At 60.4% G+C, this 19,948-nt stretch carries 12 protein-coding genes; 5 read left to right on the top strand and 7 right to left on the bottom strand.

All coding sequences use genetic code 11. The features are described 5' to 3' along the window. Window positions 1-224: 224 nt before the first annotated feature. Window positions 225-3,533, bottom strand: a complete 3,309-nt coding sequence (gene carB, locus H0921_RS13800; protein WP_194539101.1) for a carbamoyl-phosphate synthase large subunit — start codon at window positions 3,531-3,533, stop codon at window positions 225-227. 344 nt (window positions 3,534-3,877) lie between these two features. After that, window positions 3,878-5,110, bottom strand: coding sequence for an Lpg1974 family pore-forming outer membrane protein (locus H0921_RS13795; protein WP_194539100.1), 1,233 nt, complete (start codon window positions 5,108-5,110; stop codon window positions 3,878-3,880). A gap of 359 nt (window positions 5,111-5,469) precedes the next feature. Between H0921_RS13795 and H0921_RS13790 the strand changes: the two genes are divergently transcribed. Next, a complete protein-coding gene (locus H0921_RS13790; RefSeq protein ID WP_194539099.1) occupies window positions 5,470-6,963 on the top strand; it encodes a serine hydrolase in 1,494 nt (497 codons plus the stop codon). A 194-nt stretch (window positions 6,964-7,157) separates the two neighbouring features. Here H0921_RS13790 and H0921_RS13785 read toward each other — a convergent pair whose 3' ends face one another. The 3 genes from H0921_RS13785 to H0921_RS13775 form a co-directional block, all read right to left on the bottom strand. Continuing rightward, entirely contained in the window at window positions 7,158-8,507 is a 1,350-nt protein-coding gene (locus tag H0921_RS13785; protein WP_194539098.1) for an OprO/OprP family phosphate-selective porin, read from the bottom strand. 281 nt (window positions 8,508-8,788) lie between these two features. Beyond that, window positions 8,789-9,889: an LptF/LptG family permease gene (locus H0921_RS13780; RefSeq protein WP_194539097.1), complete on the bottom strand. Its 1,101-nt coding sequence runs from the start codon at window positions 9,887-9,889 to the stop codon at window positions 8,789-8,791. After that, window positions 9,883-10,545: a fused DSP-PTPase phosphatase/NAD kinase-like protein gene (locus H0921_RS13775; RefSeq protein ID WP_194539096.1), complete on the bottom strand. Its 663-nt coding sequence runs from the start codon at window positions 10,543-10,545 to the stop codon at window positions 9,883-9,885. The genes H0921_RS13780 and H0921_RS13775 overlap by 7 nt, the downstream gene beginning before the upstream one ends. A 1,094-nt stretch (window positions 10,546-11,639) precedes the next feature. On the opposite strand from H0921_RS13775, the gene H0921_RS13770 reads away from it, so the two are divergent. The 4 genes from H0921_RS13770 to H0921_RS13755 all read left to right on the top strand — a co-directional run bounded on the left by H0921_RS13770 (window position 11,640) and on the right by H0921_RS13755 (window position 16,989). Continuing rightward, window positions 11,640-13,934, top strand: coding sequence for a WD40 repeat domain-containing protein (locus H0921_RS13770; RefSeq protein WP_194539095.1), 2,295 nt, complete (start codon window positions 11,640-11,642; stop codon window positions 13,932-13,934). Window positions 13,935-13,954: 20 nt separating this feature from the next. Beyond that, window positions 13,955-15,022 (top strand): DNA polymerase III subunit delta', encoded by a 1,068-nt coding sequence (gene holB, locus H0921_RS13765; protein ID WP_194539094.1) that lies wholly within the window; start codon window positions 13,955-13,957, stop codon window positions 15,020-15,022. Between the two features lie 149 nt (window positions 15,023-15,171). After that, complete coding sequence (locus H0921_RS13760; RefSeq protein ID WP_194539093.1) at window positions 15,172-15,912, top strand: YdjY domain-containing protein; 741 nt, start codon at window positions 15,172-15,174, stop codon at window positions 15,910-15,912. 48 nt (window positions 15,913-15,960) lie between these two features. Continuing rightward, window positions 15,961-16,989, top strand: a complete 1,029-nt coding sequence (locus H0921_RS13755; RefSeq protein WP_194539092.1) for a WD40 repeat domain-containing protein — start codon at window positions 15,961-15,963, stop codon at window positions 16,987-16,989. A gap of 8 nt (window positions 16,990-16,997) precedes the next feature. Here the strand turns inward: H0921_RS13755 and H0921_RS13750 are convergent, their stop codons facing one another. Together H0921_RS13750 and H0921_RS13745 are read right to left on the bottom strand one after the other, a co-directional pair. Beyond that, on the bottom strand, window positions 16,998-18,035 hold the full coding sequence (locus H0921_RS13750; RefSeq protein WP_194539091.1) for a DUF3500 domain-containing protein: 1,038 nt from the start codon (window positions 18,033-18,035) through the stop codon (window positions 16,998-17,000). Window positions 18,036-18,131: 96 nt separating this feature from the next. Beyond that, entirely contained in the window at window positions 18,132-19,838 is a 1,707-nt protein-coding gene (locus tag H0921_RS13745; protein ID WP_194539090.1) for a serine/threonine-protein kinase, read from the bottom strand. Window positions 19,839-19,948: the final 110 nt, after the last annotated feature.

Below are 19,948 nucleotides of genomic sequence, written 5' to 3'. Positions count from 1 at the left end.
ACGGAAAAAGTCAAATCGCGTCGGCAATTTTTTAGCCAACTCCCAACCCACCAACGCCGCAAGGCTCTGGCACACCTGGAGTTACAACTAGTCCGGAGGGCAAAAAAATTGTCCATTTTTTCGGCCACGGGTCAGGCGGTAGCGCGGGGAGGAAAAAAGGGACCCATCACGGGGCAACCGACTAGGGCGGGTGTGATGGCTTCCGTGGAATGCGAAGGGGAGGATCAACGGCGTGAGGTGGGGAAGCGATCCTGCAAGGCGGTGACGGTCAGCTCGGAATGCTGGAGCGCCCGGCAAGCATCGGCGGCGGCCTGGGCGGCGGCCAGCGTGGTGATGCAGGTGACTCCAAGGGTGACCGCGGTGGCGCGGATTTTGCCTTCATCGGTCGCCCGGCCATGTCCGCTGGGGGTGTTGATGATCAGGGCGACCTGGCCGTTTTTCATCAGGTCGAGCAAGTTGGGCCGCCCTTCGGCGATTTTGGGGATTTCCTCAACCGTGATGCCGTGCGCCGCCAAGTGGCGGGCCGTGCCGCGCGTGGCGATGAGTTTGTAGCCCATCTCGGCGAACTGCTGGGCGATGGGAACAACCTCAGCTTTGTGGCGATCCGCGACGGAGATAAAGATGGTGCCCGATTTGGGCAAGGGGGAGTTAGCGGCGAGTTGGGACTTGGCAAAGGCCAGAGGGAACTGGTCGTCGATGCCCATGACTTCGCCGGTGGACTTCATTTCCGGTCCGAGGATGATATCGACACCGGGGAACTTGTTGAAGGGGAAGACACTTTCTTTGATGGAGTAGTGGGAGGGAACGATTTCCTTGTGGAGACCGAGTTCATCGAGGGTTTTGCCGACCATGACGAGGGCGGCCAGCCGGGCAAGGGGAAGGCCGATGGCCTTGGAGACAAAGGGGACGGTGCGGCTGGCACGGGGGTTGGCTTCCAGCACGTAGACCTGGGGCGGACCGCCAGGACTTGATCCATTGCGCAGTCCGGCGACGGCGAATTGGATATTCATCAGGCCGCGGACTTGGAGGGCTTGGGCCAGCAAGCGGGTTTGGCGTTCGATTTCGGCGACAATCTCCGGGGGCAAGCTGTGAGGCGGAAGAACACAGGCAGAGTCGCCGGAATGGATGCCCGCCTCCTCAATGTGCTGCATGACACCGGCAATGTAGGTCCGCTGGCCATCGGCAAGGCAATCCACATCGACTTCCACGGCATTGAGGAGGAACTGATCGATGAGCACCGGCCGTTCCGGAGTCAGGTCCGGTTCGATGCGGGTCATGTACTGGAGTAGCTCGTGTTCATCGTAGACGATGCGCATGTCGCGTCCGCCGAGGACGAAGCTGGGGCGCACCAGAACAGGGAAACCGATTTTCCGGGCGACGCGCAGGGCCTGGGCGGCATCGATGGCGGTCCCATTGGCCGGTTGCTGCAATCCGAGATCGTGGATAAGGCGGGCGAAGCGTTCACGGTTTTCGGCGATGTCAATGCTATCGACACTGGTGCCGATGATGGGCAGGCCGTGGAGTTCCAGCGTTTTGGCCAGGTTGAGTGGGGTTTGTCCGCCGAACTGCACGATGACGCCTTGAGGCCGCGTCCGCTCATAAATGTTGAGCACATCTTCGACCGTGAGAGGCTCGAAGAACAGCAGATCGGAGGTGTCGTAATCGGTGCTAACGGTTTCGGGGTTGGAATTGACCATGATGACTTCATAGCCAGCTTCGCGCAGGGCGAAGGCGGCCTGGACGCAGCAGTAGTCGAACTCGATCCCTTGGCCGATGCGATTGGGTCCGCCGCCAAGGATCATGATGCGCGGCTTGCCTGTAGGAGGCCGGACTTCATCCTCGCAGTGCTTCGACTGGTCCGCTTGGCGCACAGGCAACTCGTAAGTGGAGTAGTAGTAGGGGGTGTAGGCCTCAAATTCGGCGGCGCAGGTGTCCACGGACTTGAAGACCGGGAGAATGCCGTGACGTTGCCGCAAGGCGCGCACGTCGTTTTCCGAGCAATCCCAGAGGTGGGCCAGTTGGCGGTCCACGAAGCCGTGTTGCTTGGCTTCCCAAAGCAACTCCGGAGTGACCTCCTCCAGGGAGGAACATTGCCGCAAGCGCCGTTCTACCTCGACCAGTTGTTGAATCTGCCGAAGGAACCAGGGATCGATGTGGGTGAGCTGGTGGATGTCATCGACAGATAGGCCATCGAGCAAGGCATAGCGGATGTACCAGATGCGTTCGGCGTTGGGGCGGGCCAGTTTGCGGATGATTTCTTCGCGGTCAGGTTGGGAATCAGTGCCCCAGCGGTCTTTGCGATCGCAGCCGAGGCCGAAGCGCCCGACTTCCAAGCCGCGCAGGGCCTTCTGCAAGGATTCGGGAAAGGATCGGCCAATGGCCATGGTTTCCCCGACCGACTTCATTTGGGTGGTGAGGGTCGGATCAGCTTCGGGGAACTTTTCAAAGGCGAAGCGCGGCACTTTGGTGACGACGTAGTCGATGGTCGGCTCGAAGGAGGCGGGGGTTTCGCGGGTAATGTCGTTGCGAAGTTCGTCGAGGGTGTAGCCGATGGCCAGTTTGGCGGCGATTTTGGCGATGGGGAAGCCGGTGGCTTTGGAGGCCAAAGCACTGGAGCGGCTGACCCGCGGATTCATTTCGATGGCCACCATGCGCCCGTCTTTGGGATTGACGGCAAACTGGATGTTGGAGCCGCCGGTTTCCACGCCGATTTCCCGGATGATGGCGATGGCGGCGTCCCGCATGCGCTGGTACTCTTTGTCCGTGAGGGTTTGAGCCGGGGCGACGGTGATGCTGTCGCCGGTGTGCACTCCCATCGGGTCGAGATTTTCGATGGAGCAGATGATGACGACGTTGTCCGCCCGATCCCGCATCACTTCCAGTTCGAATTCCTTCCAGCCGATGACGGACTCCTCAACCAGGACCTCGCCGACGGGGGACAGTTGCAAGCCGCGGTTGATTAACTCGACGAACTCCTCGCGGTTGTAGGCGATTCCGCCGCCGGTGCCGCCGAGGGTGAAGCTGGGGCGCAAGACACAAGGCAAGCCAATGGTATCCAGGATGTCGATCGCCTCCGCGAGGGACCGGACCACGCCGCTGCGGGGCACTTCCAGGCCCAATTTCAGCATGGCATCCTTGAACTTCTGGCGGTCCTCGGCTTTGTCGATCACTTCGGCTTTGGCCCCGATCATCTCCACGCCATAGCGTTCCAGGACGCCGTGGCGCACCAGGTCCATCGCGGTATTCAGGGCCGTCTGGCCGCCCAAGGTGGGGAGCAGAGCGTCAGGCCGTTCCGCGGCGATGATCTTTTCGACGATCGGCCACTTGATCGGTTCGATATAAGTACGGTCGGCGGTTTCCGGGTCCGTCATGATGGTCGCCGGATTGGAATTGACCAGCACGACGGTGTAGCCTTCCTCTCGCAGAGCTTTGCAGGCTTGCGTTCCAGAATAATCGAACTCGCAGGCCTGACCGATGACAATGGGTCCTGAACCAATGACCAGGATTTTGCGGAGATCGGTACGCTTCGGCATCGTTGGTAAGTATCGTCACAACCCGGCCAGGTCCGCTCCACGGCGTGCGGAGACCACCCAGCACAAACCCCGCTTAGCTTATGAATTCCCCTGACCATCACCAAGGGGGCAACTGGCCAACGGCCCGCTGCGCTCGTGCCGGGTAGGGTCCGATTGCTCTGGAACGGTCGCTTTCACCTCCTGCTTCGTCCTGCAATGGACCGAGAATTCCGAGATGTTTCCAGACAGGAAAAAGGGATTTCGCCTTGACAGAGGATTGCCGTGACAAAGGGAGAACTCCCGGCACGTGGGGTCGCACCGGGAGGTTCGAGGCGATGCGGAACTGAGGCCCACGTGAGATCAGATCAGAAGAAGAAGCCGATGCCAGCATTGAAGCCGTGGATCAGGCGGAACTCCTTGACCTTGTAGCTGGGATCGATGTTGCCGTAGTTGAAACCGACGGGTTCGTTCATGTGCAAGGTATTGAAGAACATCAGGGCCTGATAGCCGACACGGATCTGGACGCCTTCCACCGGATACCACCAGAAGTTGACGGCAGCATTGACGTTGGGGACGATGCGGAACTCCTCGCGTCCAAATTTGGATTGGGTGGCGATGTCGGCGGGGACGTTCTCGCCAAGCTGGTACTTGGCCCGCATCTTGGCCACCTCGAAGAGCATGGCCCCCGTCAGATCGGTGCTCAAGGAGAACTGGTTGAGGATGAAGATTTCATGGCCGACGCCGATGAACGGACCGTACATCCGTTGGGAGAGAGTATTGGTATAGCGGGCGGTATCCTGGGGCCGGACGTTGCCGTTGATGTCATAGCTGAAGGTCCACCATTGGAAGCGCTCGAAGATCCAAGCGAAGCGGCCGCCCGCGGTGCCGTAGAGTCGGCTATAATCCGTCTCCAGCATCGGGATGCGGTAGCCCGCGTTCATTTCCTGATAGCGCTGGACAATGCGAATGTCCATTGTCGAGGCGGCGTTCCAGATACCGTAGATTTGGTAGTCCCCGAATCCCTGGACCTTCTGGGCCGGGCCGGCGAAGTTCGGCGGGAAGTTGAAGACCGGAGCGGAGAGGAAGGTATCCGCTAGTCCGGGCGGCCCACGGAAAAGCGGCGGAACCAGGGTTGCTCCTAACGAGGCATGGGCTTCGACCAATTGCATGTAGTTGAAGAACAGGCGCATGCCGTTGTCGAAGCGATAGCCGATTTCGACGTTGAAACCGGGTTGATAGGTCTGGCGGCTGAAGTCCCGGGTGTTGAGGGCTTCCGTGCCGCTGCCGACGAAGGTGCCGGGGATGCCGGTCAGGACGCCAGCCGAGTCGAAGAACCCACGGACGGCGATGGTTTGCGAGCCGAAATCGCGGGTTTGGGTCAACATGACGAACTCGGCGGCGGTGTAGAAGCCGGAATCGCCAGCTCGTCCTGTGGGCAAGCGATAGATGGGGTCGGTGTTGAGCGGCACTTGGAATCCGCCGTCGGAGCCATCCGTCAGGGCCGGTGTGCCGACCACATGCTGGGCCAGACTTTGGGCGGGTGCAGCCAGCACCGTCACAGCCGCCACCAGTACTCCCCCGAAGTCGCGATACCTCATATCCCGCATCCCCCTTCACTGCATGGACTATCAGCCGGCGGCGAGTTCCCCAAACCCGGCCGCGGCCCCGACACCTTACCTCAGGGTGTCTTCCCCCAACACCCACACCGCAGGCGCGATGGGGTGGAAAGTCGCGGGGACAATACCGATCCTCCCGCTGCGGTCAAGAGACTTTTGCCCCAAAAATGGCTTTTTTTTCAAGATTTTTGCGAATGAACTGGAAACTGACCAAACTGCGATTGCCGCAACAGTTAGGATAACTAGGAGGCCGCCCCCTTCTAGGAAAACCCCGGAAACTCCGCGGGGCCACCCCAAGCGACAGTGGCGGCTTTCGTCCCATCTCGCGATGAGGTGTGCTGATGCTGTCCTCCCTTGGACTGCTGCTGCCAGCCGCAGTGGTGCTGGCTCCGCTCCCCACTCCTGGGCATGTCGACCGCCGGATCGAAGCCGCCCGCCGAGCCTGGTCCGCGCCGGGAGTGGCTGTGGTCGTTGTCCGGCGGGAGGAGGTTCTCTACCTGCGCGCCCGCGGTCTGCGTCAGCTCCAGCCGGAACAGCCCCTCACCGTCGATACCCTCTTTCCGCTCGCCTCTTGCACCAAGGCGTTCACGGTTACCCTGCTCGCCCAGTTGGTCGATGAACAGCAGTTGCACTGGGATGATCCTCCCAGCAAATACCTTCCCGATTTCCACCTCTCCGACCGCCGTGCTGACGCCTTGCTGACCCTACGGGACCTGCTCTGCCACCGCTGCGGACTCGGCGGGCACGATCTGCTCTGGTATCGTGCTCCCTGGAAACTGGAGGAAGTCCTCCGACGCACCCAACATCTGCCCCTGGATTATCCCTTCCGCGGTGGCTTCGCCTATTCCAGTATCCCCTTTATTGCGGCGGGTAAGGTGCTGGAGAAGCGGACCGGCCAGCGCTGGGAGGACCTGTTGCGGGACCGGCTGTGCGAACCGATGGGGATGGCCAACGTGGTCATGCACGCGCGCGACCCGCTTCCACCAGGTGTGGTGCCAGCGACAGGGTATCGCTGGGATACCGCCAGCCAGCGGCTGCAAGCCGTGGCTCCCTATCCGATGGCGGAAGCCAATCCCGCCGGTTCGCTCCACGCCACGCCGCGGGACCTGGCCCTGTGGCTGCAATTCCAGCTCAACGAAGGGCGTGCTCCCAATGGCCGACGCTTAGTCTCGGCTGCCCAACTGCGGGAAACGCATCGGCCCCACAATCTGCTGCCGATGACCGAAGCCGCCCGGCGGCAAAATCCGGAGACTGTCCAGCTCTGTTACGCCCTCGGCTGGCTCAGCTACGACTACCGCGGTCGGCGCGTCCTGGCCCACGGCGGGCTGATCGACGGCTTCCGCCTGCAATTGACCTTGCTCCCCGAGGCCGACCTGGCCTGTGCCGTCCTGTGCAATCGGCAAGACTGCCGCCTGCCTCTGGCTCTCTCCAATGCCTTGATCGACCTCTATCTGGGGCTGCCTCCGAAGGACTGGATCAGCTACTATCGCCGCCTCGATGAAGAAGACGAACGCGAACAAGCCCGCGGGCGGGCCGAGCGCCTCAAACAACGCGATCCCCACCGCCCCCCGTCCCTTTCCCTGGAATGCTACGCCGGCGAGTACGATCACCCCGCTTACGGCCCCATTTCCGTGACCCTCCGCCCCCAGAAAGATGCGTCCCCCTCGCTTCTTTTGCGCTTCAGCTCCTTCGACTGCCCCCTGGAACCGTTCGCCGCGGACACCTTCCGCATCGCCGAGGGCTTCTTCACCGATGAACTGGTAACCTTCACCGTGACCGGCCAGCGTGTCACGGCCTTGCGCTTCCTCGACCTGAACTTTCCCCGGCGGCCTTGATCCTTGGTCCCGGTTGGAGAAAAACACCAGCGAAACACGCCGTGCACTCCAATTTGGGAGGAAGCCTTTCCCCTGCCGTGACTATCCTGTTCGCCACGGGAAGAAGCTCGACGGGGAGGACCTCAGAACTCCAGAGCGGTGCGCAAGCCGATGATGCTAGCTGCGAACCTGGCATAGCGAATGGCGAAAACACCTCAGAACTCCAGAGCGGTGCGCAGGCCGATGATGTGCCCGATGGCCGATGGCCCTTGTGGCGACGTGGGATGAGTCTGGATGTAGTTGGCGATGATCCGCATGTAGGGATTGAGATACCAGGCCAAGCCGAAGGTCAGGTTGGTGGATCGGCCCCCCGTGATACCGCCATCGTTCAGGTCGGCGTGGGAAAGCCGTACCATCAGTTCCCAAGCACCCGGACCCACGAACCATTGGCCATTTTCCCGACGCAGAAAATCTCGCCGCGGAATGACCGCATCCAAGACTGCCGTGTCCCGCCGGTACTGGCGGTGATCGCCCGTCAGAAAGACACTGGCTTGCACATACCAGGCGGAGAAGTACACCGCCCCTTGCGTGCGGGTACTCACCGGCACCAGAAGATACTCCCCCTGCACAGAGAAGGGGCCGCGAATCCACAAGGCTTCGCCGACGAGAAGCTGATAGAAGCTGGCCGGAATTGGACCAGTGTCGATGAGTACGGGTAGATTATTGGCCGCCGCACCGAAGCGATCCTCCGGCCGCGACTGGAATTGCACCTCCCGATTCTGAGGCACACGAGCCGAATACGAAACGCCGACGTGAAACAGGTCCAGCGATTGCTCCCGTTCCTCGTACCAAAGCAGGCGCGTCAGCCGGCCAGTCAAAGCGGAGCGGAATTCCCGCGGTCCAATATCGTCTCCGAAAATGTCGTTGAGGCTGCGAAAAACGCCGATTGCCCACGTTCCCTGGTCCTGATCCCAAGTATTGAAGACCATGAGGCCCACGCGCCGTCGGCGGCCATACACCTCCGTAAGCTGCGAACGTTCCAGAGTGTTGACCCCCCGCGTGCTGCTACTTTGTTCCAAGCCGAACGGCTCTGCAAAATGCCCGATCCGCAGATGGCCGAGAGAGGGAATATCGTTCAGACCTATGTACACATCCAGAAGAGAAGGGCGGCCAGCCCCGGCAAAATCGGGAATGATCCGATATTCCCACGGCCCGTAAGTGCCCTGAACCCCAATGCGCACGCGGCGGAAAGCCGTGCCATCAGGCAAAACGCCGTAAACCTGCCGGAACTCGCTATCCTCCCCTGTCCAGTAACGATCCAGTTGGATCATCCCCGTGATCTGAGCGGTGGGCCGGGAGGAGGAACGCTCGCGCTGCTGCCGCAGTTGCTCGTGGAGCTGATCCAGACGGCGCTCCAATTCCGCCAGCCGCTCTTCTGGTCGCTTCTCTTCTCCCCCGATGCCAGGCTGGTCGCTGGCGTCCGCCGCCGGCACCATTCCGACGGAAGGAGGACAGGAAAGTGGCGAGAAAAGCTCCTGCCCTCGCAGTAGCCCAAGATTCGCCATAAATAGGAAAAGTCCACCCAGCAGCCAGCCCACGCATCCGCCGATCCCACACCTTCCCACGGCATACCCTTTCCGTGCCGATGCCCCCTCGACGGCCTACCCCGGTTGCAGTTGTGGCGTCGCACCCGGCTATAACGACTCGGTCAACGAGTTGCAAGGGTGAGTATCTTGCGATACTGGAATGAGTTCTGACGTTACGAAAAGACGCCAAGACGGAAGCGAAAATGCCCTGCTGTGGTGAAAGGCCCAGCCAATTCCAATCCAATGGGGGAAGAAGTCGGTCAGGTATGCATGGCATCATAAGCCACGATGGCGATCGGGCCGTAGAGCAGTACAGGCAGCCAGGCGGCGAGGGGAGGCGTGATATACTCCGCATCGCCTAAGGCTTTGCACCCGACCACACAAACATAAAACCCCGCTCCAATGACCACGCACAGCCCTGCGCTAAGCACCACATGCCGCTGGGGATTCCATAGGATGACCGACACTCCCAAAAGGACCAACAGGGCACCGACAAGCGGGCGGGTCAAACGGGTGTGGAAGAGCACCGCCATCTTTTCCTGCCGCCGTCCCTCCGAGTTGGTCAGCAACTCGTAAAGCCGGGAGGTGGCCGCGTGGATATACCACGTGTTGCCGCGATTCACCGCATCGAAATTGGCCGTTTCCACCTTCAGAAAATACCGCCCCGGCCCTAAAACGGTCAGATGCATCGGGAGCGGACCGGGGAAAGTATCCGGTGTAGCATTGATCAGCAGCCAGCCGCCTGTCAAGGGGCCATCACCGGGTGGAATATAAAAAGCCTCCGCCGCCACCAAATGCACCATCCCACCGGGGGAATGCTCCGGAAAGGTAACATAAAGCCATTCGATCCGCTTGTCCTTGCGGTAACCCGCCTGGCCTTCCAAATGGATGCCGGAGCTGTCGAACGTACCGAGTAGAACCTGGGCCTTGGCTCCTTCCGGATCGTCGCGTGAAGTCATCAACTGATCCGCCAGTTCGGGTATGACGAATTCCTGATTGAGCGGCGGCAGCAGCAGAGTCAGCAGGGCACCAACAAGCACAGGCCGAATGACGCGCCGCGTCGGAATGCCGGCGGAGAGTTGCGGGAGCAGTTCGTTGTTCCGCAGCATCCACGCCACAGTGAAGGTCGCCGCCATCAAGGTGATCGCTTCGGCCATGAAGTCGAACATCTGCGGCAAGCGCACCAGATAGTAATGAGCGATGTGCTGCGCGATGGCCCACCAGCCGCCGGGACGATTCACATATGCATCCAAATGTGTAAATAGATCGATCACTATGAACAGACTGATGAAGCTAACCCCTACAAAAATGTAGGAACGCACAAAAGACCAGAAAAACATCCGATCCAGCGTCGTCACCATGATTCGGACACCTTGCGGGGGTACGGCGCCACCGGTGGGTTCCGCTCTGCCCGCCGCCGGTAATTCTGAATGAACTGCACGACGAAATCATCCGCTTCGCTGGCCGCCATAAAGCCGTAACCGTTCGCCCGCAACTCACGCAACGCTTCGCCGACCGACCAGTTCTCGTATTCCATCCGGTAAATCGCGGTCAGCCGCCCGGTCCGATGCAACCCCGCACGACAATGCAACAGCACCGGATAATTCCGCTCATCGTCCATGATCCCCAAAAACTCCTCGACCGCGGGAGGAATCTGGTCCAAGCGGTTGTCCGGCGGCAAAATGTCGGGAGTCAAAACGATATAACGGGCACCCATCTGCTGGCACAACTCGCTTTCGCGGATCACGCCGCGCCCCAGCCAGTGCTCCGGCAACAACGGGTCCGGCGATTCATGTTGCAGGTTGATCACCGTGCGGATTCCATAGCGCTCGATGGCCTCCCGCAAGCCCGCCGCTGTCATCTGCCCCGCACGATACAGCACCCCATCCGCTACCACCCGAAAGCGCTTGCCCTCCACATACCGATAGCGATACCACAGCGGCGCCGGCGCTAGCACTATGACCACCAAAATTGTGGTCAAACATGCCCGCCAGAATAAGCCAAACCAGTTTCGCATCCTGTGCCCCGCCCTGCGTGCCACCCCCAGCCAACCTCCCCACGCGCACCCTCCAATGCCCCGATTGATACCCGTTGCACCTCCCGTGTCAATGCCAACCTGACGCTTCTCTCTCCTGCGCTTCACCTTATCGTGGCTGTCTCTTGGACATCTGTGTCGCTTCCTTCCCGCCTTCCTTTGCCTGCGGTAGGCTGTCCCTGACTGGAAAAAATGGAACATTTTTTCCCCTGTTTTGGCGGCTTGTAAGTCCAGGTGTACCAAGGCTTTGCGGCGTTGATGGGTCGGGAGTTGGCCAAAAAAATTGCCGACGCGATTTGACTTTTTCCGTTTTATGGTTCATGTTTACAGTAGTACATCCGATCAGATAAACCGGAATGGTCCAATCGACCAAGGCCGGGAAAAACTCCAACCCTCGGCAGGAGGACAACACCATGACACGCCGACGACCCACACCCCACAACCCGCCCAACAGCAGCGCCGTCTCCTACCAACATTCCCATAACTTCTACGGTTTGCTCTTCGTCCGACCAAAGCCGCGGGCAGTCCGACGAACACGAAAAGCAAGCTCCATCCTGCTACCGTCGGGGGAAACCATGAGTTACAATAGCGACAACCTCGCCCACCCCCGGGACGGACCGAAGGGGTACGCCCCCGGAAGGGCGTGGCCGACGCCTGAGGGACCCACCATGTGGCCAACCGATGTGGACTATTTCGAGGCGGTGCAATCCCCGCCGACGCGCTTTGCCGACCCAGAGTTGCAGCAGGCTGAAGCGGTGACTAACCGTATGGGGCTGCCTGTCTCCTGTAGCGGTAACTTTGCCGTCGTTTTTCGGCTGCGGAGTCGGCAGGGGCAGGAGTGGGCGGTGAAGTGTTTCACACGTCCGGTGGCCAATTTGCAGCAGCGGTATGCGGCGATCGCTAGGCATTTGCAGAGTCGGTCGTTGTCCTGCATGGTGCCGTTTGAGTATTTGGAGCGGGGGATTCGTGTGCGGAATGAGTGGTATCCGGTGGTGAAGATGGAGTGGGTGGAAGGTCTGACGTGTCGGGAGTTTGTGGCGGGGCGATTGGAGAAGGGGACGGGGTTACGGAGTTTGATGTATCTGTTGTGGTACCTGTCGCAGCAGTTGGTGCAGCAGGAGATTGCCCATGGGGATATTCAGCATGGGAACCTCATCATTTTGGAGGGGGTGGGGGGTGGCAGTGGTGGAGTGATGGGTTATGACATGCGGTTGGTGGATTATGACGGGATGTGGGTCCCGGCGGTGGCGGGGATTCCGTCGGGGGAGTATGGGCATCGGCATTATCAGCATCCGGGTCGTGAGGGTTATTATGGACCAGCGATGGATCATTTTCCGCTGTTGGTGATGTACACGGGTTTGTATGCGTTGGCGGCGAGTGGGGATCGTGGGGGTTTGTGGCAACGGTATGATCAGGGGGACAACATTTTGTTTACGGAGGGGGATTTTGTCCATCCGGGAGGATCGGGTTTATTGCGGGAGCTGTGGGGGAGTGGTGAGGAGGGGTTGCGGCGGTTGGTGGGTCATCTGGTGTTGGGGTTGCGGGGTGGGGTTGATCAGGTGAAGCCGTTGGGGGAGTTGGTGCGGTATGACGGTTTTGAGGTGAAGGAGGTGGCAGGACTGGAAGGGTGGCAAGAGGGAGAGGTAGTGCAGGTGTTGGGTTTAGAGGGGGGTAGTGGCTTGGGAGGTGGGCATTTGGCGTCCGGGGGAGTCTCGGCGGCTACTTCCTTTCCTGCAAGGGACACGACCGGAACCTCTATGGGTACAGCGAGTCTTCAGCAGGCAGCGCCAACAGCGGGTGCATCCTCTGGAACAGCATCTCTATCATCATCAAATATTGCGACGGGATTATCTCCTCATACTGCAGCTCAGTTGCCAGCAACTCCTACTCCTGCGGGGGCGCTAGGTGGGGCCGCTAATCCATCTTCCGGCTCCCCAATAGCACCGATTGTTCCAGCATCTGCACGCCATAAGAATCGAGATTACAGATATTTGGTAGAAAAAATAGTTTATATATTTATTAGAGTATGGTATATATTACCTTTATTATGGTCACCAACATATACTTTCATCAAAAAAATAATTAATTTACCTGTTGGTATTTGGAAATCTATTCCTTTATGTTCAATTCTAATATGGTATAATATCAAATTTCTTGCAATGATATCTGGTTTTATATCTATCTTTTTTATTCTTATATTCTCAATTTTATTTTTAGCGATTAATATATTGCGGTGGTTTTTGGGGTATGGATTTGGTTATTTTGGTCTTGGGGTATGGGGTTTACCTGCACTTATTTGTCTATTGTTCCTTGTTTGGAAAAATATCAAGTATTGGTACTCGGCGTTTCAGGTGGCAAGACTGGTCCAAGGTCAGACAACGACAGTGCAGTGGGTTTCATTCCATTTGAGGAACTACGAGGGTGAGGGTGTGTGGGAAGTGTCAGCAAGTGGAAGTAATAAGTTATGGATGTGGGAACGGGCACGACCCTATGTTATTGAGGCAGTATCAGTAGCGTTACTAATCATGATAATAGCATGGCTTAGTCTTGTTGCAGGTGGATGGTGGTGGACTAAGAGCTTGATAAAGTCAGAAATGGAACAAGTGACTAATCAAAATACTGAAAAGGAAGAAGATCACAATTTAGACACGAATGACTTAAAGTCAGCAACAAATAAACACTCGGATTTAGCACAAAATGACAAGCAAGAGGGAGAGCCTGATTTGAATATGAAGGAACCGGAGTTATTATGCACGCTGGAGGGACACAAGGACTGGGTGCGAGGTGTTTCCGTGAGTGGGGATGGTGGAGTGGTGGTGTCAGGGGGTGATGATGGTCAGGTGTTGGTGTGGGATGGGAAGAGTGGGAAGTTGCGGCATCGGCTGGAGGGGCACAAGGGTGAGGTGTGGGGTGTATCTGTGAGTGGGGATGGTGGTGTGGTGGTGTCGGTAGGTCGTGATGGTCAGGTGTTGGTGTGGGATGGGAAGAGTGGGGAGTTACGGCATCGGCTGGCGGAGCACAAGGGTGTGGTGCATGGTGTCTCCGTGAGTAGTGATGGTAAGGTGGTGGTGTCGGGGGGTGGGGATGGTCAGGTGTTGGTGTGGGATGGAGTACGTGGTCAGTTGCGGCATCGGCTGGAGGGGCACGAGGGTGGGGTGCGGCGTGTTTCCGTGAGTGGTGATGGTGGGGTGGTGGTGTCGGGGGGTGGTGATGGTCAGGTGTTGGTGTGGGATGGTGTGAGTGGTCAGTTGCGGCATCGGCTGGAGGGGCACGAGGGTGGGGTGTCTGGTGTTTCCGTGAGTGCTGATGGTGGTGTGGTGGTGTCGGGGGGTGAGGACAAGGCGGTGCGGGTGTGGAAAGTGCCGCGCTAATCTAGGAAAGCTCTGGTGGGATGCAGGGGTCTTTCCTAGTCATAGAGGTGATGAGTTGGGCGGCGATACGAGGACAGGAGGCGGCGCGGGAGCAGGTGCTGCGCTATTGGCGGAGCGGCCGGTGGGGCCATGCCTATGCGCTCACCGGTCCGGCGGGGATTGGCAAGCGTCTTTTTGCGCGGGAGCTGGCCAAAGGGCTGATGTGCGAACGGCGGGCGGCAGAGCTGGCGGCGTGCGACCGGTGCCCCAGTTGCTTGCAGGTCCTGGCGGAAACGCATCCTGACGTGCATGTCGTGCGGACGCCGGAAGGAAAGCACAGTCTGCCAGTGGAGCAGATGCGGGAGTTTTGCGCGGCTTTGTGGCGCAAGCCGCTGCGGGGGGGATGGGTCGTCGGAATCGTCGAGGATGCGGAGGAGATGAACGCGGAGTCAGCCAACGCTTTTTTGAAGACATTGGAGGAGCCGCCAGCGGGGGTGGTCATTTTGCTGGTGGCGTCGAGTTGGGAGCGGCTGCTGCCGACGATCCGGTCGCGGTGTCAGCAGGTGAGTTTACGGCCCTTGGGGCGAGAGGATGTGGCGGCGATTCTGACAGAGCACGGGGTGGAGGACGAGGCGGTCCGGGAGGCGGCCTTGCGGTGGTGCCGGGGGAGTGCCTCGCGGGCGCTGGCAATTGCCAGGGGGGGACTGTGGGAGCTGCGCGAAGAGCTGCTCAGCCGTTTATTCCAAGGACAGGTCGAGGTGGAGGGTTGGGTCAAGCGCTGCCTGGAGTATGCGGAAGGAGCTGGGAAGGAGTCCGCGGCGCAACGGGAACGGGCGGAGTTGGTGCTGGACGTGCTTTTGGAAGGGTTGCGGGAGGGGCTGCGTTGGGGGGTCATCGGCGGGAGCGGAAGTAGCCCGGAAGAGCAGCGCCAGCAGACGTTGGGGCTACGCTTTGGAGTCGAGCAAATCCTGGACTGGCAGGAACGGACGCTGCAAGCCTACGAGCATCTGGATCGCCGGGTACCGCTGCCGCTGGTCTTCGAGTCGCTTTTCGAGCACTATGCCCAGGCATGTTCCGGGTTGAAAGTCCAGACGACCCCGGCGGGGTAAAGCGGGGTGGGCGGCGGGAAATGATCCTGGGATGGCGAACCGAGGCGCGGATGAATAATCCGGCGGGGATGAACGTCTAATAGTCAAACGTCACGGGGAAGTAGCGCGTGTGGTAAGGCAGTCCTATGGCAAGTCGAGAGGGAGTGGCGATGAGGAAGCGCTTCGTCACCGGTTTGTTGCTAGGTTTGGGGGTGGCGGTATGCAGCGGGCTGCGCGGGGCGGAGGGCCAAGGTCCCAAGCTGCCGGTGCCGGGGACGGTGGTGGTGGACAAAGAGCGCGGCGAAGTGATCCTATCCGCGAGGGTGCAGCATCCGAAGGGCTTGCCGTGCATTGATGAGTTCGGGGAGCGGGTGCAGGCGTTTGTGGGCTGTGCTAAGGCGGCAGGCGGTGATGCCAAGATGGCCTCGTATTTCGTCTTTCTGGTCGATGTGCCGACGGAAGAGGTGCACAAGGCGCTCCTGGAGCTGGGATGCAAACCGCGAGTGCATTACAGCATCCAGGAAGGTCGGCGGCGCAGCGGGTTGCGTCCCGATACCAAGCCGGAGGATTACCTGCAAGGGGACCCGGTGCATATTTCCATCTTCTGGCAGCAGAACGGCAAGTGGGTGGAGCGGCCCTACCAAGACTTTGTGGTGGAACGGGTGGTGGTAGACGGCAAGCCGACGGAGAAGCCCTGGACGCCGCACTTCGTGTTCCACGGCAGCGGGGCGATTCATAAGTCCGGCACGGGATGCATCGCCTGCCCCTGTGATTGCGCGGGAGGCATCATTGCGGACAATCGCTATCCGATCTACGACCCCAAACCGCTGGTCAAGTTCGATTTGTCCCGTGCGCCTCCAGCGGGGACACAGGTCTATGTGCGTCTGCGGCCTTTGTTGAGCCGGGAATGACCTTCTCTGATCGCATCGCTTCCTTTTCTTCGTCAGGAGTCGTCATCCGTGAGTCGATCCGAACGGCCCTGCCGCGGTCGGGAGAGCTGGCCGAGCCGGCGGGAGTATGTTCTGGGGTTAGCCAGCGGTGTAGGTCTGGCGGTAACGGGGTTGTGGGAGGCCGTTCGAGGGGCGGAAGCGGTCCCGCGGCGGCTGGAAGGCCACAGCGATAACATCTATGCTCTGGTGAGCGAACCGCAAGGGCGCTGGCTGGCCAGTGTCTCCGAAGATGCAACGATCCGCATCTGGGACTGGCCAGAGGGGAAGCTGCGGCACCGGCTGCGGGGCGAGGATGCCTTTTACGATGCGGTAGTTGACACAGCGAGCGGGCACATTCTGGCATGTGACGGCGGGGGGCGGCTCCACCGCTTCGATCCGACCACGGGCCGTGTCCTCCGCCAATGGAAAAGCCACAACGATCCGGTGTATGCCCTAGGGCTGTCCGGCGATGGGCAGCTTCTCGCTGCGGGGGGAGGGGAGCATGACCCCGTCTGCCGCCTCTGGTCCCTGGCGAATGGCCAATGCCTACGGACCCTGGAAGGGCACGGCGACGCCCTCTACGGCTTGGCCTTCTCCTCCGATGGGCGCTGGCTGGCCTCCGCCTCCGCGGATCACACCGTCCGTATCTGGAGTCCGGCCAGCGGCCAACTCCGCCATGTCCTCCAGCATGACAACTACGTGTACCGCTGCCGCTTCGCTCCCCAATCGTCACTGCTGGCGACCGCCTGTCATGACAAGCGACTGCGGCTGTGGAATGTCGAGACCGGCCAGTGCGTGGCCACCTTCACCGAGGCCAAGGGGCCGCTCTTCGCCGTCGCTTTCAGCCCGGACGGACGGCATCTGCTCGCCGCGGGAGAAGACCGCAAGGTGCGCGTCTATGATCTGAAACAGCGGGAATGCCTCGGCGTCGTCGCGGAGAGCAAGGATGTCCTTTACGCCCTCGGCTTCACTGTCGGTGCAGAGCCAATGCTTGCCGCCGCGGGAGGCGACAGCCGCGTCCATCTGGTCCCCTGGCAGCCGCAACGCCTCCGTCCCTGAGTTTCCCCTCAGCGGCTCAGACCAAAGTCCGCCGGCAAGTGTCGCCAGGCGCTGTGGATGTGATTGGCAGGATTGCGGGCACTATCTGCTTGCACGTTGAGAAACTCCACGACAAAATCGGGACCTTGAACTCGATAGGTGTAAGGCTGGCCAGGTTCCACGCTACCGGAGTAGGCGAAGGTGATGCGTTCCCAGCCGGCGCTGCGCCACCGCTTCTCTTCCTGACGGGCGACATCCTCCGGCAGGCGGCCGGCGTAGGCTTGCAACAGGTCGGCCAGAATCCGCTGCTGCTCGGCGGTCAATTCGCTGCCCCGCAAGCCGACCGGCGGACCCACCCCTGCCTGCGCTCGACCCTCGGCGATCTCCGGGAAATGCTTCTCCTGTTTGGCCCGCTGGACTTGCTCGGCACTCAGCGAGCGGATCAACGCCCGGACGTGATCCTCCACCTCCGGCATCACCCGGTGCCCCTTCCGCGAGCCAGCTTTGATCTCCGCCGGATTGGCTCCGAACAATAGCGGCGTCGCCGAGATGACCTCTCCCCGGTCGAGAGTGTAATTCACGGATAGATGATGCCCCTCGAAGCGCCAACCCCAGCGGCTGCTCCCCGATGGCGACCCGAATATACTCACAAAATACCACCCCGGATTGCGCACCATCGCCCCCTTCGGGCCTTCTAGCTCCGCCAACAACCCTTCCCGTTGCAAAATCTCCAGAGCCTGCTGATACCCCCGCTCCGAGAGTCCTGCTCGCAGCAAGCGCAGGGCGGCTGCCTTCTGCTCGGCGGTCATTTCCTCCAGAGGCAGGCCCTTGCGGGTGTAGCGCCGCTCTTTGTCCTGCTGCGGAGTGAAGAACCAACGCAGGCGGTGGGGATCGTCAAAGCCGAAAACGGCCCGCGACTTCTGCTCGGCATTGAGCGACTCCAGCCAAGCGCGTGCTGCGGCTTCCATCCGTCCGGCCGCCCCTGTCCCTTTCTCCTGCCCCACCCACGCCGCCAGGAGCACCATTCCCGCCGCCACTCCCCCCCACCAGAGACTTCCCGCCTGCATGGCTCCTCCCCCTGTTTCAGGTTCTGGTTCTGCGTCTCTTGACTTCCTACACAGCGCCACCCTCCCCTGCAACGGGCTGCCACTTTTTCCTCATCCTCACTTCCACACCAGCACCTGACCATCAAAACCCCCCGACACCACCACCCCACCATCCCCACTCACGGAAACACACCACACCCTATCCCTGTGCCCCTCCAGCCGATGCCGCAACTGACCACTCACACCATCCCACACCAACACCTGACCATCCCTACCCCCCGACACCACCACACCACCATCACCACTCACGGAAACACACTTCACCCAACCCTCGTGCCCCTCCAGCCGATGCCGCAACTGACCACTCACCCCATCCCACACCAACACCTGATAAAGATCCCCCGACACCACCACCCCACCATCACCACTCACCGCCACACGCCACACCACATCCCTGTGCCCCTCCAGCTTGTGAACAAGTTGACCCCGAAAAACCGGAGGCGAAGGCAAAACCCTGGTTTCTGAAACGCGAGCCGACCCCAACGCTTCGCGCAACTGCCGCCACAACTCTCGACCACCCGCCGGACGCTCCCCCGCCTCATCCTCCCAACTCCGCTCCAACACCTCAAGAACCCCAGACGGCAACCGACACTGCTCCGCCACCCGACGCAACGTCCGCGCCGTCGGACGCTCCGCCGTGGTATCCCCATACAACATCTGCCAACCGATCACCCCCAAACTGTACACATCATCCCGCGGGTCCGCCCTCTCCCCCCGCCGCTGCTGCGGCGACGCATACAACGGCGTGTACGCCCCCCGCACCAAACTGCACTGCGTCACCCAACGACTCTGCACCCGCGTCTGCCCCACCGCATGCTCCGCCGCCAACTGACTGATCCCAAAATCCGTCACCCGCAACACCACACCCTTCGCAGTACGACGCAAAAGAACGTTCGCCGGCTTCAGGTCCCGATGTACAATCGGCGGCTCCAACGCATGAAACTCACCCACAATCCGTGCTAGAGCTTGAAGATACTCCATCGCCCACCGTCCCCGCTGGCGTGGTTCCAATTCCGCCATTTTCCGAATTACCGCCGCCAAATCCCCGCCCTCGACATACTCATATGCCAGCCACGGCGTCTCCCCCTCCAAATACGCATCCAACAACCACACTATCCCGTGCCGATCCGCCGGAAAACGATCCTTCATCCCCATCACCCGCCGCACCACCTCCCCCTCATACCGCAGCAGACGTTCCTGATACCGCGGCTCCAAACAAAACTTGAACGCCCGCTGCTCCCCCAAAAACGTGTGCCGTGCCAGCCAAACTTCACCGAAGCCGCCTAACCCCAACGGCTGAACCAACTCCCACTGCGGCGCATGAGGCACACGCTGACCGATCTCAAACCGGGGCGATCGCGGCGGCAAAATCTGAACAAAGTTTTCGGGCCGACTCAGATCGAGATGAGCGGGCACACTGCGGCCCTGGGGGTCTTCCGGACGGCGAAAAGTCTGCCGGGCGGCCAACGGCACCATCGTCAGGTACAGCTCCAGTTGCTTCTGCTGCTGGGACGGGGTGCCGGGAGGAACAACTTCAGCGGCGATCTGCTGGGCTTGCTGGCGGATCTCGGCCATCTCGGCCTGGACCAGGGCCTGCAAATCTTCCCGGAATTGTTCCATCTGGCGGCGGCGACGGTAGCGTTCCAACGCATCCTCGGCAATTTCGTAGAGGAACCCGCCAAGGGGAATAGCCGAGGCGGCCAGGGCGGCCAGACCTTTGTGTCCCACCGCTTCGCCGACGCAACGCAGGATGGTCAAGAACATGGGCGATGCACTCCGCCGAACAAACCACTTCTATCCCCGTTATTCGCTCAACCTTCCATCATATCACACCCAATCCGGGGAACAAACGACGGTAGAGGGTAGAAGGGCAA

It is taken from the genome of Thermogemmata fonticola (assembly GCF_013694095.1).
Taxonomy (GTDB): domain Bacteria; phylum Planctomycetota; class Planctomycetia; order Gemmatales; family Gemmataceae; genus Thermogemmata; species Thermogemmata fonticola.
Note: the sequence above shows the minus strand (reverse complement) of the source record. Positions and strands in the feature narration are given on the sequence as shown.